The sequence below is a fragment of the Streptacidiphilus melanogenes genome (genome assembly GCF_000787835.1).
Taxonomy (GTDB): domain Bacteria; phylum Actinomycetota; class Actinomycetes; order Streptomycetales; family Streptomycetaceae; genus Streptacidiphilus; species Streptacidiphilus melanogenes.
In genome coordinates, this window is the sequence record NZ_BBPP01000014.1 from 108,548 (window position 1) to 124,413 (window position 15,866).

General features: G+C 73.6%; 13 protein-coding genes. 3 read left to right on the plus strand and 10 right to left on the minus strand.

Annotated elements, in window-relative coordinates; translation table 11 throughout:
• Positions 1-1,114: glycosyltransferase family 2 protein (locus TR49_RS17600; RefSeq protein WP_369405319.1), on the plus strand; the 1,114-nt coding region annotated here is incomplete at its 5' end.
• Between the two features lie 188 nt (positions 1,115-1,302).
• Here TR49_RS17600 and TR49_RS17605 read toward each other — a convergent pair.
• Positions 1,303-1,944: a hypothetical protein gene (locus TR49_RS17605; protein ID WP_042382787.1), complete on the minus strand. Its 642-nt coding sequence runs from the start codon at positions 1,942-1,944 to the stop codon at positions 1,303-1,305.
• Between the two features lie 98 nt (positions 1,945-2,042).
• Here TR49_RS17605 and TR49_RS17610 point away from each other — a divergent pair, with 98 nt between their 5' ends.
• The gene (locus TR49_RS17610) at positions 2,043-4,070 is read left to right on the plus strand and encodes an O-antigen ligase family protein (protein WP_052434379.1); all 2,028 of its coding nucleotides are present in this window, start codon (positions 2,043-2,045) and stop codon (positions 4,068-4,070) included.
• The gene (locus TR49_RS17615) at positions 4,070-5,011 is read left to right on the plus strand and encodes a glycosyltransferase (RefSeq protein WP_042382789.1); all 942 of its coding nucleotides are present in this window, start codon (positions 4,070-4,072) and stop codon (positions 5,009-5,011) included. Before TR49_RS17610 ends, TR49_RS17615 begins: the two co-directional genes overlap by 1 nt.
• Positions 5,012-5,313: 302 nt before the next feature.
• Here the strand turns inward: TR49_RS17615 and TR49_RS17620 are convergent, their stop codons facing one another.
• The 9 genes from TR49_RS17620 to TR49_RS17660 form a co-directional block, all read right to left on the minus strand.
• Positions 5,314-6,303, minus strand: coding sequence for a class I SAM-dependent methyltransferase (locus tag TR49_RS17620; RefSeq protein ID WP_042382791.1), 990 nt, complete (start codon positions 6,301-6,303; stop codon positions 5,314-5,316).
• A complete protein-coding gene (locus tag TR49_RS17625; RefSeq protein WP_236653411.1) occupies positions 6,297-7,109 on the minus strand; it encodes a glycosyltransferase family 2 protein in 813 nt (270 codons plus the stop codon). Before TR49_RS17625 ends, TR49_RS17620 begins: the two co-directional genes overlap by 7 nt.
• An 18-nt stretch (positions 7,110-7,127) precedes the next feature.
• On the minus strand, positions 7,128-8,315 hold the full coding sequence (locus tag TR49_RS17630; RefSeq protein ID WP_176572839.1) for a hypothetical protein: 1,188 nt from the start codon (positions 8,313-8,315) through the stop codon (positions 7,128-7,130).
• Between the two features lie 101 nt (positions 8,316-8,416).
• A complete protein-coding gene (locus tag TR49_RS17635; protein WP_084724975.1) occupies positions 8,417-9,988 on the minus strand; it encodes an oligosaccharide flippase family protein in 1,572 nt (523 codons plus the stop codon).
• Positions 9,989-10,060: 72 nt separating this feature from the next.
• A complete protein-coding gene (locus tag TR49_RS40060) occupies positions 10,061-11,101 on the minus strand; it encodes a Wzz/FepE/Etk N-terminal domain-containing protein (RefSeq protein WP_052434380.1) in 1,041 nt (346 codons plus the stop codon).
• Between the two features lie 77 nt (positions 11,102-11,178).
• Positions 11,179-12,333: a non-hydrolyzing UDP-N-acetylglucosamine 2-epimerase gene (wecB, locus tag TR49_RS17645; protein WP_042382793.1), complete on the minus strand. Its 1,155-nt coding sequence runs from the start codon at positions 12,331-12,333 to the stop codon at positions 11,179-11,181.
• A 5-nt stretch (positions 12,334-12,338) separates the two neighbouring features.
• A complete protein-coding gene (locus TR49_RS17650; protein WP_084724976.1) occupies positions 12,339-13,634 on the minus strand; it encodes a nucleotide sugar dehydrogenase in 1,296 nt (431 codons plus the stop codon).
• The gene (locus TR49_RS17655; protein ID WP_042382794.1) at positions 13,634-14,434 is read right to left on the minus strand and encodes a WecB/TagA/CpsF family glycosyltransferase; all 801 of its coding nucleotides are present in this window, start codon (positions 14,432-14,434) and stop codon (positions 13,634-13,636) included. Before TR49_RS17655 ends, TR49_RS17650 begins: the two co-directional genes overlap by 1 nt.
• Complete coding sequence (locus TR49_RS17660; RefSeq protein WP_042382795.1) at positions 14,431-15,693, minus strand: hypothetical protein; 1,263 nt, start codon at positions 15,691-15,693, stop codon at positions 14,431-14,433. Before TR49_RS17660 ends, TR49_RS17655 begins: the two co-directional genes overlap by 4 nt.
• Positions 15,694-15,866 lie beyond the last annotated feature (173 nt).

The window sequence follows — 15,866 nt, forward strand, 5'->3', positions numbered from 1 at the left end:
CCCACCGGGCGGCGGGGAGCAGGCCCTGGCGCCTGCTCCCCGCCGCCCGGGGATTGGCCCCACCGACATGAGCAGCGTCAGCGTCGTCGTCCCCTGCTACAAGTACGGCCACTACCTGGAGGACTGCGTCCGCAGCGTGCTCGACGAACAGCCGGGCGTCGACGTCCGGGTCCTGATCATCGACGACGCCTCCCCGGACGACTCCGCCGAGACCGCCCGCAAGCTCGCCGCGCAGGACGAGCGCATCGAGGTGCGGGTGCACGAGACCAACCGCGGGCACATCGCCACCTACAACGAGGGCCTGCTGGAGTGGGCCGACGGGGACTACTGCGCCCTGCTCTCGGCCGACGACCGCCTGGTCCCCGGCGCGCTGAGCAGGGCCGCGGCCCTGTTGGACGCCCACCCCGAGGCCGGCTTCGCCTACGGCCGCCCCCTCCACTTCCAGCACGGCCGCCCGCTGCCGGCCGCCCGCACCGGCAGCGGCGGCCAGGCCGTCTACCCCGGCCACTGGTGGCTGGACCGCCGCTTCCGCGAGGGCACCGGCTGCATCACCTCCCCGGAGGTGGTCGTCCGCACCTCGCTCCAGCGCGAGGTCGGCGGCTACGACCCCGAGCTGCCGCACGCGGGCGACATCGAGATGTGGATGCGCCTCGCCGCGCACGCCGACGTCGGCTATGTCAGCGGCGCGGACCAGGCCTACTACCGCGTCCACGGTCAGAACATGTCCACCACCGACTTCGGCGGCCAACTCGACGACCTGCGCCAGCGGCTGGTCGCCTACGACTCGGCCCTCGCCAAGTGCGGCGACCGCCTGCCCGACGCGGAGCGCCTGCGCGAGACCGTCCACCGCAGGCTGGCCCGCTACGCGCTGCGCCGCGCCTACCGCGCCTACGACCGCGGCCGCACCGCCGTCGTCCCCGTCGACGAACTGGTCGACTTCGCCCGCGCCTGCACCCCCGACGCGGACACCCTCCCCGAGTTCCGCGCCCTCCGTCTCCGCCGCCGCGTCGGCCCCACGGCCATGCCCTACCTGCAGCCCCTCGTCCTCTCCGCGCTCTACGAGCGCGGCCGCGAGTGGCTCTGGTGGCAGTCCTGGAAGCGCCGCGGCCTGTGAACCGATCAGCACTCCCCGCGCCGCCCACGCAGCGCTCCCCGCAGCGGCCGGCCGCACCCGCTGCTCCGGGCGCGTGCGTCCGGGCGAACCCGCCGGGGCGTTCCGCTGCACCGGCGGGCCTGCGTGAGCAGGGGTGGGTGAGCCAAGGTATCCGCTCGCTGGGCGGCGCCTGCCCCGGCGGGAAGGCGTCAGGCCGGGGCGAGGGCCGGGCGGCGGCGCTTGGCGCGGGTGAGGAGCCAGCGGTCGGTCCAGAGGGCGGCCGTGATGCCGCCGAAGGCGCCCAGCATGGCGACGCCCACCAGGCCGCGGCTCTTCGTGCCGCTCAGCAGCGCCGCGTTCGGCGGGACCAGCACCGAGACGGTCATCCGGGCCGCGGACGGCACGTGCTCGCCGTTCTGGAGGGCGACGACGTGCGCCGTGTAGACGTCGATGACGCGCTGCGCCACGGCGTCCGCCGCGTTCGGGTCGGACTCGTCGGCGGTGATCTGCAGCGAGGGGATCAGGTACTGCGGCGTCGCGTTGGTGCCGCTGTTGCGCGGGGCCAGCGTGTAGACGCCGTGCACCCCGGCCGCCGCCAGCTCGGCCAGCCCGGCGGGCGTGCCGAGCTGCTGGACCACGTCGAAGGAGACGGTCGCCAGCGTGGGCTGGAGATTGGCGAGCTGGTTGGGCTGGTTGCCGGTGACCGGCGGCTTCAGCACGACCACCGCCGACGCGCGGTAGAGCTGGGTGGGCTTGAGCACGTGGTACGCGCCCGCGGCGGTCAGCAGCAGGGCGAGCAGCAGCACGTACCAGCGTCGGAGCAGGGCACCGACGAACGCTTCGGGCGACACGGGCTGTCCTTCCGTCAGGATCGATACTGCCAGTGCCACTTGACCACACGCCAGGCGATCGATGAGTCTGATCCCGACTTCCGGGGGGAGGAGCGACGGTGAGCCTCGCCGAGATCCTGGCGACCCTGCGCCGACGGTGGTACCTGGTGGTGCCGATCTGCGTCTTCAGTCTGCTGGCGGGCGGCTATCTGTACCGGACCGTTCCGGTCAGTTACGAGTCCGAGAGCTCCATCAGCCTGCTCGACTCCACGGACGTGGCCAAGCTGGCGCCGACCTTCGGCAATCCGATCTCCAACGCGGGCGGGCCGCTGATCGTCACCGCCGACGTGCTGATCCGCACGCTGCAGTCCGCGGACGCGGCCCGCTCGCTGCAGGACCTCGGCGTCACCGACACCTACAAGGTCGGCTTCGCCGTCGACGCCCCCGGACCGCTGCTGACGCTGAGCGTGACCGGCGTCGGCCGGACCCGGGTGCTGGACGAGACGACCACGCTCACCCGATTCGCGGGTCAGCAGCTGCACGCGCTCCAGCTCCAGGCGGACGTGCCCGCGGCGTTCCAGGTGCAGTCCACGCCCGTCGTCCTGCCGCAACAGCCCGTCTCCCAGCTCAAGACGAAGATGCAGGACGTCGCCGGAACCATCATCGTCGGGTTCACCAGCGCATTCCTGCTCTGCTTCGTCGTGGACGCCTTCGCCCGCGCCCGGCGCGCCCGCCGCGGCGGGGAGTCCCGGGTCACCGCTCCCGCACCACGCCGCCGAGGGCTGCTGCACCGCCCCTTGGACGCGACCGCCGTGCTGACGGTCTACCTGTACCTGGCGCTGTTCATCCCCTCCAACCTGGCCGTGCCCGCGCTCGGCGGGGTGGGGACGCCCGCGAACGTCTTCGCGCTGCTCGGCCTGCTGTGGTTCCTCGCCTCCTGGCTCGGCGGCCGGATCACCGCGCCCGCCGGGACGCGCTCGGCGCGGCTGGCGATGTGCGTGCTCGCGGCGGCGGTGCTGCTCAGCTACATCGCCGACGCCGCCAGGGACAGCTCGCACGAGGAACAGCTCGGCGCCGACCGGGGCGTGATCGGCCTGCTGGTCTGGGTGGGCCTGGTGGTGCTCACCACGGCCGGGATCCAGGACCGGGGCCGGCTGGAGGTGCTGATGCGCCGTCTGGTCGTGCTCGGCGCCGTCGTGGCGGCCCTCGGCTACTACGACTTCTTCTCCGGGACCAACATCGCCGACTCGATCCAGATCCCTGGTCTGCACGCGAGCGTGTCCGGGATCGAGGCGATGGACCGCGGCGACTTCGTCCGGCCCCGCTCGACGACGGCGCAACCGCTGGAGTTCGGCGGGATGCTGGCGATCCTGCTGCCCTTCGCGATCCACCAGGCCCTCGACCCGGTCCGGCGCGGGCAGCGGCTGTGGCGCCGCTGGGCGCCCGTCGCGCTGATGGCGGGCGCGCTGCCGCTGACCGTCTCGCGCACCTCCATCATCGGCGCGGCGCTGATCGCGCTGGTGATGCTGCCGCGCTGGAAGCCGCAGCGGCGCTGGACCTCGATCGCGGTGATCGGCGTCGGCGTCGCCGGACTCAAAGTGGTGATCCCCGGCCTGATCGGGACCATCATCAACCTCTTCTCCAGCTTCCTGTCCAACTCCGACAGCAGCACCCAGGCGCGGACGGTGAAGTACGCCGAGATCGTCCCCTACCTGGAGCAACGCCCGTTGTTCGGGCGCGGGTTCGGCACCTTCACGCCGGACCTGTACTTCTACACCGACAACCAGTACATGCTGATCCTGGCCGAGATGGGCGGGCTCGGCCTGGTCGCGCTGCTCGTGCTCTGCCTCACCGGGATGCACCACGGTGGCACGATCCGGCGGCTCACCCGCCGCGAGTCGGACCGGGAGCTCGGCCAGGCGTTCTTCGCCTCCTCGGTCGTGACGCTGGTGATCAGCGCGACCTTCGACTCGCTGAGCTTCCCCATGTTCGCGGGCGTCTTCTTCCTGCTGCTCGGCGCGGGCGGCCGCTACGCCGCGTTCGTCCGCGCCGAGGCCGCGTCCCGCGACTCCTTTGTCGCAGATCCTGACCCCGACGTCTCCGTTCCGCCGTCGGCCTCGGCCGAACCCGTTCTCGTGGAGGCCTGATGACCCCGACCCCCGCAGCGCCCGTGGCCGTGGTGGCCGTCACCTGGAACAGCCAGGCCGTGCTGCCCGGCTTCCTCGCTGCGCTGCCCGAGGCCATGGGGGGCACCGAGTGGCGACTGGTGGTGGCGGATAACGACTCCGCCGACGACACCGTGGCCGTGATCGAGGAGCAGGCCCCCGAGGCCACCGTCGTCCAGACCGGCCGCAACGCCGGCTACGCCGCCGGGATCAACGCCGCGCTGGCGGCCGCGGCGCAGTGGCCCGGTGGCCACGGCCCCGTCCTGGTCTGCAACCCCGACATCCGGATGGAGCCCGGCTGCGCCCGGATCCTCCTGGACGCGCTGGACGTGCCGCTGCCGGACGGCTCCAGCGTCGGCATCGCGGTGCCGCGGCTGGTCGACGAGGACGGCACCGTGGCGTACTCGCTGCGGCGCGAGTCCAGCGTCACCCGGGCGCTGGGCGAGGCGCTGATCGGCAACCGCAGGGCGGGGCGTTTCCCGCGCTGGAGCGAGCTGGTCACCGATCCGGCCGCGTACGCTGCCCCCACCCGCGCCGACTGGGCGACAGGCGCGCTGCTCGCGCTCTCCCGGGCCTGTGCGGACGCCTGCGGGGCCTGGGACGAGTCCTTCTTCCTCTACTCCGAGGAGACGGAGTACTGCCTGCGCGCTCGCGACCTGGGCTTCGCCACCCGCCTCGTTCCCGAGGCCGTCGCCTCGCACCTGGGCGGCGACTCCAAGGTCTCGCCCCGTCTGTGGACGCTGCTCACCCTCAACCGCGTCCGCCTCTTCCGCCGCCGCAACAACGCCGCCGCGTCGGCCGCGTTCCACGCGGCCGTCCTCCTGCGCGAACTCTCCCGCGCCGCCCTGGCCCGCCCCCAGAGCCGCATGGCCGCCCGGGCCCTGCTGTCCCCGGCCAAGCTCCGGGAGACACCAGGGCCATGAGACGCGCCCCGTCGGGCGGGAACCCCCGCCGGAGGGAACGCGCCGACGCTGCGGCCCAGCCGCCGACGGCGACGATCCTCACTGCGCCGGGGTTGGCCTCCGACGTGAGGCCCGCCTTCGGGCCGGGGCGGGGAGGGGCGATCCGCCGCCGCCCCTGCCCACCTGCGTGCGGGCGTCCGAGGCTCACGCCTCCGACCGGTCGCCGACGGGCCCTCGCCGGGCGTTCGGCCCCGGAGGCCCCGCGCGTCTCCGGGGACGGCTCCGGGCCCCGGGGCCTCCGTTCCGGGGCCCCGCTCCGCGGGTCAGTGCGGCTTGCGGCAGATCATCGCGGTGAAGTCGTGGCCCAGTTCGGGCAGCGCCTTGTCCTCGAAGGCGAAGCAGAGGTCCAGCAGGTCCGTCGTCTCGGCGTCGTCGGTGAGGAAGTTGTGGGCGATGCCCGAGAGGGCGATGTGCAGGACCGTGCCGCCGTACGGGCGTTCCTCGACCACGTCGAAGACGCGGCGCAGGCCCGGGAGGAGGGCGGCGGCGTCGACCGCCTCGGAGGGGTCGTCGAGGACCATCGACATGCGGCTCGGGCGGATCACCCGGTGCTTGGTGCGGCCGTCGGCGAGACGTCGGCGAGAGGCCGGGAGCTGCGCCAGCAGCTCGTTCGCGGCGGCGAGCTGGGCGTCCGTCCACTGGAATCGCGTCGGGCCGACGAACTCGTCGACGACCAGCAGCCCGTCGGGGTGCAGGAGTTCGGCCAGGCGTGGCAGGGTCGCGTCCAACTCGGCGAAGTGGTGGAGCGACTGGAGCCCGAGCAGCACGTCGAAGCGCTCGCCCTGCCGGGTCATCTCCTGGACGTCGGCGACGCGGAAGCGCAGCACCTCCGCGAGGTCCGCCTCGGCCGCCGCCTCGGTGGCGAACTCGATGCGCTGCGGGGCGACATCCACGCCCTCCAGCCGGGCGAACGCCCCGGTACGGGCCCACAGGATCTCGTTGCCGCCGGTCCCGCAGCCGAGGGAGAGGCCGTGCAGGCCGGTCCGCGGCGCGAAGTGCGGGGCGAAGTGCGAACGGGCCACGTACTGCGGGAAGGTGAGGTCCGCGTCGCCCGTCATCAGACGGTTCCATCGCCGGATCACGGCGGGTATCGCCCACCACTCCGTCATCGACGGCGCGACCTCCGACCAGTGCTCCACGACCCGGCGGCTGCCGCGCACCTTGAGTTTCGCCAGCACCGGGTCCAGGTCGAGCCGGCGCACCTTGCGCAGCAGCCGGTCGGCGTCGTGACGGTTGACCAGGTTGTTCAGCATGCGTCCCTCCAGTCGGAGAAGAAACTCGCGGGGTTGACCAGGTAGCGCACGGTCGCCTCGGGGACGTGCCGGACGCGGTGGCGGCGGGCATAGCGGCGGATCATTTCCCAGTCCTCGCGCGGCAGCACCTCCGGACGCCGCCGCAGGCGGCTGAAGTGCAGCGCCGGGGTGCGGCGGGCGACGAAGGCGTTGGTGTCCAGGAACGCCTCGTGCGCGGCGCGGCGCCGGTCGAACGGCACCGACAGCACGTCGTGGTCGCGACCGTCCGGCAGCACGCGCCGCAGCGCGGTGTAGACGCCGTCGGCGGCGGGGGAGCCGTCCCGCCCGGTGAGGGCGGCCAGCGCCCGGCTCAGGTGGTCGGGCTCCCAGAGGTTGTCGTCGTCCAGGAACGCCACATAGCGCGAACGGGTCAGCCGCACCCCGACGTTGCGCACGATCCCCGCCACGCCGATGTTCCGGGCCAGTGAGACGGCGAACAGGCGCGGGTCGTCGGGCAGTTCGGGCAGGCCAGCGCCGTCGTCGACGACGATGACCACCTGGTCGGGGACACTCTGCGCGAGGGCGGAGGCGATGGCGGCGCGCAGCGGCTCGGGACGCCGGTGGGTGGCGATCACCGTCGCGACCAGCCCTTCCGGGGGCCTGCGGAGCTGGGCGGCCAGCCGGCGCACCTCGGCGTCCTCGAAGCAGCGCAGCGGGATCGACCCCGGGGCGAGGAGGAGCTTGTTGCGCCATTCGAACAGCACCATCCAGCCGAAGCGCCGCTTCAGCGGCTCCCACAGCAGGCGGCGTGCGGTCGGGCGGGGCACGTGCGGTCTTCCTTCCGGTCAGGAGGAGGGCGGGGGGACGGGCGTTCCGTCGGAGAGGCGGTTGCCGCTCCACTGGTTGCCCGACCCCGCGCCGTTCCACGCGGTCGCGGTCCCGTAGGCGCCGCAGGAGGGGTGGTACTGGGTGGAGAAGAGGTTGTCGGCGACAGTGATGCCGGTGGCCCCGGCACCGCCCCCGTAGAGCGCGTAGGCGCCGCCCGCCAGCCAGTTGTGCTCGACGACCGTGTTGTGGACGGTGGCCGAGTCCGCGTACAGGCCGATGCTGGCGGACGCGCCCTGGGTGATGCCCACCGGGTTCAGCAGCGTGTTGTTGCGGATCACCAGCGCGCCCGCGCCGCCGCCGTCGCTGATGACCGCGTCCGCGTGCTGCCACTCGCCGCCGGCGTTCACGAAGGGCCGGATGTCGTGCACGTAGTTGTCGTGCAGGTAGCCCTGGCCCATCGACAGCGCGTTGCCGAAGACGGAGATGTCGCTCCAGCCGACCTCGACGGAGCTGGTGCCCATGTTGGACACGGCGTAGTCCTCCCCGCCGTTGTCCGGCCCCTTGCCGGGGACGCCGGTGATCGTGGAGTGCAGGACGCGCAGACCGTGGTGCCCCGGACGGAGGTTGACGCCCCACCAGTTGCTGGAGGTGATCCGGCTGTCGACGACGGTCACGTCGTCGGCGTACACGTCCAGGGAGCCGGTGATGTCCCAACCGCGGATCACGGTGCCGTTGGTGGTGATGTCGGTGGTGGCTCCCGGAAGATGATGAGGTGTCAGCGTGATGCGCGGGCCGGTGCTCGACGCGTCGGGGAAGCCGCAGGCGGTGGGGGAGGCGCAGCCACCGGCCGGGAGCGCGGTGCCCTGCGGCCCGGTACCGGACGTTCCCGAGGCCGACCCGCTCGGCTTCGGCGAGCCGGACGAGGAGCCGGAGGCGGACGCGGACGCCCCGGGAGTTGGCGAGGAGGAGGCCCCGGGCGAGGTGCTCCCGCCGGGTAACGAGTCGCCGCCGCTGCGGCAGTGGGCGGCTCCGCCCGTCGGCGTCGCGGCGGGGGAGCAGTCGGCGGCGTTCCGTCCGGCGGTGCTGGAACAGGCGGCCTCGACGGCCAGGACGAGCAGCCCGACGACCACACCGATCAGGAGCACCCGGCGAAGGCTCGGGCCGGGCCGGGCCGGTCTGCCGGGAGGGGCGGGGCTCAGGGACATCGGGATCTCCTCGCATCGGGGCGAGCGGGTGACGGCGGGCGGGCTGGGACTGGCTGGTTCCGGCTGGACCGGGTGTCATGGGAGCGGCGTGAGCGCCGCGTTCAGGGGCGGACGCCGTCCGGGCCGGTGCCGTCGAGCAGCGGCTCCGGCTCCTGCTCAGGGGAGCGCCTCGGCGGCGGCAGGGGCGTCCGGCTCGGGCCGGGCAGCAGGGCGCGGGGGCGGGCGTGGCGGCCGTGCCGGCGCTCGACCCCGAGCAGGGCGTGCCGGGTGGGCAGCACCCCGAGCGCGTAGACGGCCAACGCCCCGGCGGACGCCACCGCCAGCGCGGCCAGCGAGTGACCGAGCGCCCGGGGGAGCCCGAGCAGCACGGCCGCCATCGCGGCCCCGGCCAGGAACGGCCAGGCGCAGGCCCGGGCGACCACGCCCACGCCGATGCCGCCGCGCCGCAGCGCCAGCAGGAACGCGGGCACCACCAGGCCGCCGGCCACCACGGCGTGGCCCGCGGCGACGCCCGCGATCCCGTCCAGCCGCGCCCCTTCGAACAGCGTCGGAATCAGCGCGACCAGCCACAGCCCCTGCACGGCGAGCAACGCGTGCCGCGCGCCGATCGCGACCAGGCAGTCGTAGGCCAGCTCACAGCCGATCCGGGTGAGGCCCAACGCCATCAGCCACGGCAGCGCGCGTGCCGCGGGCAGCCACTGGTGCCCGTAGACCAGCCCGACGACCGGCGCGGCCAGCCCCGCCAGCAGCACGCACATCGGCACGGTGCCGGTCACCAGCACCCGCAACGCGCGGCCGAAGCCGTCGGCCAGGGCGGGCCCGGCCGACTCCGCGAGCCGGGAGAAGCCGGCGAAGGAGACCCGGCGGGCGGCCTCGGAGACCACGCGGACCGGCCAGCCGGACATGTTGAAGGCCAGCACGTAGAAGCCCAGCGCCACCTTGCCGAGGGTGGCGCCGACGATCAGCGTGTCCACGTTCACCACGCCGAGCGCGAGCAGACTGGCACCGGCCAGCGGCAGGCCGAAGCGCAGCAACGCCCCCGCCTCGGCCCGGTTCCACCCGAAGCGGAACGCGCCGGGCGCCGCCACGACCGCGCCGAGCAGCGACGCGGCGTTCCCGGCGAGCGCGCCGACGGCGAAGCTCATCGCGCCCCACCCGGCGAACGCCAGGCCCAGCGTCACGCCGGTGCTGAGCACGAAGTTGACGGCGTCCAGGACGAGCCGGCGGATCTGCGCGAACTCCCGGGTGATGACGCCGTTCGGCACCTGCGCCAGACCGTCGAGCACCACCGAGACGCACATGATCCGCAGCACCCAGGCCGCGTTGGGCGAGCCCAGCGCGTGGGCGAGAGCGGGCGCGGCCGTGAACAGCACCAGGTAGAGCAGGCCGCTGGAGAGGGTGCTCAGCGTCTGCACGGTCGGCGCGAAGCGCCGCAGGTCACCCTCCCAGCGGACGACGGCCAGGCCGACGCCGAGCTCGTTGGCGGACAGCAGCACCATCAGGACGGTCTGCGCCACCCCGTAGACGCCCCACTCGGCGGGGCCGAGGGCGAAGCGTGCCAGCACGATCCCGGTGGCGAAGTTGCCGAGGCGCAGCACCACCGTGTTGACGAGGCTCCACCGCGCCGCCGACCGGACCTTCCGGCCCAGCGACGCGGACTCGGCCGAGGCCATGGGGACTCCTTCGCGCCCCGTCGCGACTCGACGGGGCGGCTGGGCTCGGTCAGCTGAACAATCCAGCTGACGTCAGCTGAACCAGGACGAGGCGCGCTGCTTGGGCGGCTTCACCGCGGGGATCCGCATGGTCGGCGTGTCTCCGGCGTCACCGGCCCTCTCGTCGTCGGCTTCCTCGGCCCCGTCGGGACCTTGGGAGCCTTCGGCCGGGGCTGACGCAGCCGGAGCCGACTCCGCCGGAGCGGTCGCCGCCGCGGGGTCCTTCGCCTTGCCGCCCTTGCGGCGGCGCGAGGTCCCGTTCGCCCCGGCGAGCGTGGCTCTCCGGTCGGCCTCCGCGACGAGGGAATCCCCTGCCGGTCCGACGGTCGCGATCGGCTCCGCCGGCCCGGAGGAGCCGACAGCCTGGTCGGCGTCGGCTGCGTCCGCTGACCCCGCCGGCCCGGCAGCTTCGGCCCGCCCGGCAGTCCGACCCGGCTCCGCGGGGCCGGCCGGCGCAACCGTCGATCCGGCGTGGCGCGGGCGGCGCTTGGCTTCAACGTAGAAGGTGGCGACCAGGCTCAGGGCGAGACCGCCGAGGCCCAGCAGGACCACGTACTCGATCTTGGTCTTGAGCTGGGCCGCGGGCTGCTGTGGCGGCACGATGACGGTCATGCGGATCATCGCCGCCGGGGGCACCTGCTGGTCGCTCTGGAACTGCTGGAGCTTGCGCCCGGTGTAGTCGACCAGGATCTGGTCCGACTTCAGCACCGACTGCGGACCGGTGCCGGTGATCGTCAGCCAGAGCAGCGGCGCCTGCGCGTTGTCGGCGATCTTCGCCTCGGAGGTGCCGGTCATGCCGAGCGCCTTCAACTCCGCGAGCGACGTGTCGGAGTTGACGTTGCGGGCCAGCGAATCCGCCATGCCGGTCAGCGAGGTCTGCGTGCTCAGGAAGGGATTGCCGTTGAACGGCACCGTCGCCTTCTGCGAGTTGAGCAGTTCGACCGTCGCCTGCGACTGGTACTTGGTCGGCGTCAGCAGGTACAGCCCCGCCGCCAGGGCGAGGGTCAGCAGCAAGCCGGGCAGCAGCACCAGCCAGCGCCGCCGCATCACCCGGGCGATCTCGGCGAGGTCCACTCCGTCTCCTTGTCCGTGTGTCGGTCGGCGGCTACGGGGGACACGCGACTGACGAACGAGCTTATGGGCTAAGGCGGTCAGCCGAGAGGGCTTCGCCGCGGTTGATCCTGTGAATCGCCGGGACCGGTGGCCACGAGATCCGTCGGCCGAGGGCGACTCCCGGCGGGGCCGCCGTTCAGCAGCACCTCGGCGATGCGCTCCCCGGCCCTGCCGTCCCACAGAGCGGGGCGGCGCGCGGGCGGCGGCGCGTCGAGGACCGCCAGCGCGGTGCTGAGGATGCCCTCCGGCTCCACGCCCGCAAGGACGTTGGTCCCCTCGGTCACGGTGATCGGACGCTCGGTGTTCTCCCGCAGGGTCACGCACGGCACGCCCAGCGCCGTCGTCTCCTCCTGCACGCCGCCGGAGTCCGTCAGCACGATCCGGGCGGACGCCTGCAGGGCGAGGAAGTCGAGGTAACCGGCGGGCGGCACCAGGCGCACCCCCTCCGGGACGCCCAGCGCGGTGAGCTTGTCGGCCGCGCGCGGATGCGCCGGCAGCAGCAGCGGGCACCGCCGTGCGATCTCGCCCAGGGCCTTGAGCATGCCCCCGAGCACCGCCGGGTCGTCCACGTTGGCCGGGCGGTGCAGCGTCGCCAGGCCGTACGCGCCGGGCTCCAGGCCCAGCCGCTCCAGCGCGCCGCCGCCGCGCGCCCGCGGCAGGTTGGCCAGCAGCGAGTCGATCATCACGTTGCCGACGAGGTGGATCTGGTCCTCGCGATACCCCTCCGCGCGCAGGTTCTCCACCGCGTCCTCGGACGGCGCCAGCAGGTAGTCGCTGAGCCGGTCGGTGACGACGCGGTTGACCTCCTCCGGCATCCGCCAGTCGCGGCTGCGCAGGCCCGCCTCGACGTGGGCCAGCAGCGGCCCGGCCTTGGCGGCCACCAGTGCGCAGGCGACCGTGGAGTTGATGTCGCCGACGACGACCACGGCGTCGGGGGCGACCTCCGTCAGCAGCGGCTCGAAGCCGGTCATCACCCGGGCGGTCTGCTCGGCGTGGCTGCCGGATCCCACGCCGAGGCTGCGGTCCGGCCGCCGGATGCCGAGGTCCTCGAAGAAGACGTCGTTCATCGCCGCGTCGTAGTGCTGGCCGGTGTGGACGAGCAGGACCTCGGCTCCACGCCGTTCCAGCGCGTCCATCACCGGCTTGATCTTCATGAAGTTGGGTCGGGCCCCGACCACGCACACGATCCGCATCGGTCTCAGAGCACCTCGACCGTCGCGCAGCCCGCCGCGTCGGGCTGCTCGCCCGAGGCGTCCTGCGTCGTCAGGCGGCGTCGGCAGTCCAGCACGTAGCGGGCGTGCGCGTGCACCAGCGCGTAGTCGAAGGAGTCGTGGTCGGTCAGCAGCACCACGGCGTCGGCGGCGGCCAGCTCCTGCGCGGTCAGCTCGACCCGGGCGAGCCGCGCGTCCACCTCGGGTGGCTCGACCACATGCGGGTCGGCCGCGTGCACCTGCGCGCCCAGGTCCAGCAGGAGCTGGGCCACCCGCAGCGCGGGCGACTCCCGGGCGTCGCCGGTGTTCTTCTTGTAGGCGAGGCCGAGCAGCAGCACCCGGGAGCCGTTGACGGAGCGGCGGCGCTCGTTGAACGCCTCGATCAGCCGCCGCGTCACGTACTCGGGCATGTGGTTGTTGATGTCGTTGGCCAGCTCCACGAAGCGGAAGCTCTGGCCGAGTTCGCGCTGCACCCGCCAGGACAGGTAGGACGGGTCGATCGGCAGGCAGTGGCCGCCGACGCCGGGGCCGGGGGTGAACCGCATGAAGCCGAACGGCTTGGTCGCGGCCGCGTCGATGGCCTGCCAGACGTCGATGTCCAGATGCCGCGCGAACATCGCGATCTCGTTGACCAGTGCGATGTTGACGTGCCGGAAGGTGTTCTCCAGCAGCTTGGCCAGCTCCGCCTCCTTGGGTGAGGAGACCGGCACCACGGTGTCCACCAGCTGCCCGTAGAAGGAGCCGACCGCCTCCAGCGAGGCGGCGTCCACGCCCGAGACCACCTTGGGCGTCTGCTGGAAGCCCCAGACCGCGTTGCCGGGGTCGATCCGCTCGGGGCTGTACCCGAGGTGGAAGTCGCGGCCCGCGGTGAGCCCCGAGCCGTCCTCCAGCAGCGGGCCGAACAGGTCCTGCGTGGTGCCCGGATAGGTCGTCGACTCCAGCACCACCGTCGCGCCGGGGCGCAGGTAGCGGCTCAGGGTGCGCGCGGACTCCTCGATGTAGCTGAGGTCCGGCACGCCCTCGCGCAGCGGCGTCGGCACCGTCACCACGGCCACGTCGAAGCCGCCGCAGTCGCGGGCGGCGTCGCTCGCCCGGTAGGCGCCGGAGGTCAGGACCGCGCCCAGCCGCTCCGCCGCCACGTCCTCGACATAGGACTCACCGGCCGCAAGCCGTTTGATCCGGCCGGTGTCGACGTCGTAGCCGATCACCTCGTGCCCGACCTCGGCCGCCCGCACCGCGAGCGGCAGCCCCACGTACCCCTGTCCGACCACGACCACGCGCATCAGTTACCTCCTGCCGGTGTCGGCGGTTGCGACGGTTGAGTGGTGCGCGCGAGCATCGCCCGCGCGGTCATCAGCATGAACTGGGCGTTCGTCACCAGGTAGCGGCGGCCGAGCCGGCGCGGCTCCTGGGCCACGCGGTAGAGCCACTCCAGGCCCAGGCGCTGCCACAGTTCGGGCGCCCGTCGGGTGACCCCGGCGAGCACGTCGAAGGAGCCGCCCACGCCGTGCACGACGTGGACGCCGCTGCGCTCGCCGTAGCCGGCGGTGAACAGCTCCTTCTTCGGCGAGGTCATGCCGAGGAAGAGCAGTTGGGCGCCGCTGGCCGCGATGGCGTCGGCCACCTCGGGCTGTTCGTCGTCGGCGAAGTAGCCGTCCCTGGCGCCGGCCACCCGCAGCTGCGGATGGCGCTCGGCGAGACGAGCGAGCATCGCATCCAGCGCCTCGCGCCGGGCGCCCAGGAAGTAGACCGAAAGGCCGCGTTCCTCGGCGACCGCCAGCAGTTGCTGGAACAGGTCGATCCCGGCGACGCGTTCCGGCAGCGGGGCCCCCAGCAGCCGGGCCGCCCAGACCACCGCCTGTCCGTCGGCCAGGACCAGGTCGCAACCGGTGACGGCCTCGGCCAGCCGCCGGTCCTTGCGCATGGTCACCAGCTTGGCCGCGTTGACGACGCCGACCTCGAGACGCCGGCCCTCGCTCGCGGCGCGGGCGCACTCGTCCACCGCCTGCGTCAGGGTCAGCGGGTCGAGTGCGACGCCGAGCACCTGGCGTCTCTCCACGGTGGATGTCCGACGCGACGTCATGCTTCCTCCCCTGGGACCGATGCGGCGTCGACGTGGCCCAGCCAGGCGTGCAGCATCCAGCCGAACTCGTAGGGACGGCACTCGCGGTCCACCGCGACCGGCGGGAAGTACCGCTCGAGCGGTTCGAGCCGCAGTCCGGGGACGAGCCGGCTGCCGACGCCGCGCGCGGCGCGGACGGCCTTGCGCGGGTCGCCGCGGAACACCTTGCGCCAGGTCACCCCGAGGTCGTCCCGGATCAGCGACTCCGGCTCACCGCCGGGCGCGCCCCCACCGGGTGTGCCCCCACCGGGTGCGCCGCGCAGCTCCGGGACCTCGGTCATCCAGGTCAACCCGAGCCGGACCGCCGCCCCGTGGTCCCTTCCGCCCGCCTCCGCGAGGTCGAGCAGCGCGGTGGGGGCCATCGCATGCTGGTGGACGCTGTAGACCGGATAGCCCTCGACCACCGTGCCGTGACGGGCGTCGTAGTGCCACCACCACTGCCCGCCCTCGCCCTGGAGCTCGCAGATGCGCGCCCCGCACGCGTCGGCCGCCGCCAGCGCGGTCTCGTCGCCTCCTGCGTTCTCGCTGGAGACGTGGGCGCGGGCCAGCGCCTGCAACGGGTAGGTCTGGTCGGCGAAGCAGCCCACGTGGGAGCGGTACCAGGGCAGCAGCCCGGGAGCGGTCGCGTGCGGGAAGAGCGGGCTCGACCCCAGCCGGGCGCGCAGCAGGCGGTCCCGGGCGGTCCGCAGGCGGCGTTCGACGCCGGTCGCGTCGGTGAGGCCGCGGGCGGCGGCTAGCGCGGAGAGCACCCATGCCGCCTCGACGGTGTAGCGGGGTGTCGGCGCGCCCTCGTCGAGGTCGTCCAGCGCGGCCAGCCGGGCCAGCGCGTCCTCCAGCTTCGGGTGGCGGGTGTCGGCCGCGGCCCAGGCCACCAGCGCGGCGTCGCCGAGGTTGGTCACCCGCGGCAGCCGCTCGACCAGGACGCCGGTGTACTCCGCCGCGGTCCGGCCGCCGAAGAGCGGGCGTTGCCGCTCCTCGGGCAGCAGCCGTGCGCCGAGCACGGTGATCGCGGCGTAGCGCACACTCTCGCCGCGCGCCTCGAGAAAGACCTCCGAGCCGGGGACGGTTGGTGCGACAGCGGCCCGGGTGAAGACGAAGTTCTCCTCCTCGGGCCGGTACATCGCCGGCAGTCCGGCCTCGGCCAGCCGGAGCAGGCGCTCCAGCAGCGGGGCGAGGGCGGGATCGGCCGCCACGAGGGCCGTGGTGCGTGTGGTGGTCATCAAGTCCTTCACCGCGTCAGGGGAAGCGCCTGTCTCGCGACGGGGGTCGACGGTGCCGACCGCTTCCGCCGCGTCGTGCGAGGGCTGGGTGGAGGTGCTGGGAGAACGTGCGAACGTGCCGGGAGAACGCGCTGCCGGACGCAGCGTACGTCCACACAATAAGCACACATGTG

Bases quoted from the DNA above. Each gene is read 5' to 3' on its own strand.
- TR49_RS17615 (WP_042382789.1), top strand. From the start codon at position 4,070: ATGACCCCGACCCCCGCAGCGCCCGTGGCCGTGGTGGCCGTCACCTGG.
- TR49_RS17620 (WP_042382791.1), bottom strand. From the start codon at position 6,303: ATGCTGAACAACCTGGTCAACCGTCACGACGCCGACCGGCTGCTGCGC.
- TR49_RS17630 (WP_176572839.1), bottom strand. From the start codon at position 8,315: ATGTCCCTGAGCCCCGCCCCTCCCGGCAGACCGGCCCGGCCCGGCCCG.
- TR49_RS17635 (WP_084724975.1), bottom strand. From the start codon at position 9,988: ATGGCCTCGGCCGAGTCCGCGTCGCTGGGCCGGAAGGTCCGGTCGGCG.
- wecB (WP_042382793.1), bottom strand. From the start codon at position 12,333: ATGCGGATCGTGTGCGTGGTCGGGGCCCGACCCAACTTCATGAAGATC.
- TR49_RS17650 (WP_084724976.1), bottom strand. From the start codon at position 13,634: ATGCGCGTGGTCGTGGTCGGACAGGGGTACGTGGGGCTGCCGCTCGCG.
- TR49_RS17655 (WP_042382794.1), bottom strand. From the start codon at position 14,434: ATGACGTCGCGTCGGACATCCACCGTGGAGAGACGCCAGGTGCTCGGC.
- TR49_RS17660 (WP_042382795.1), bottom strand. From the start codon at position 15,693: ATGACCACCACACGCACCACGGCCCTCGTGGCGGCCGATCCCGCCCTC.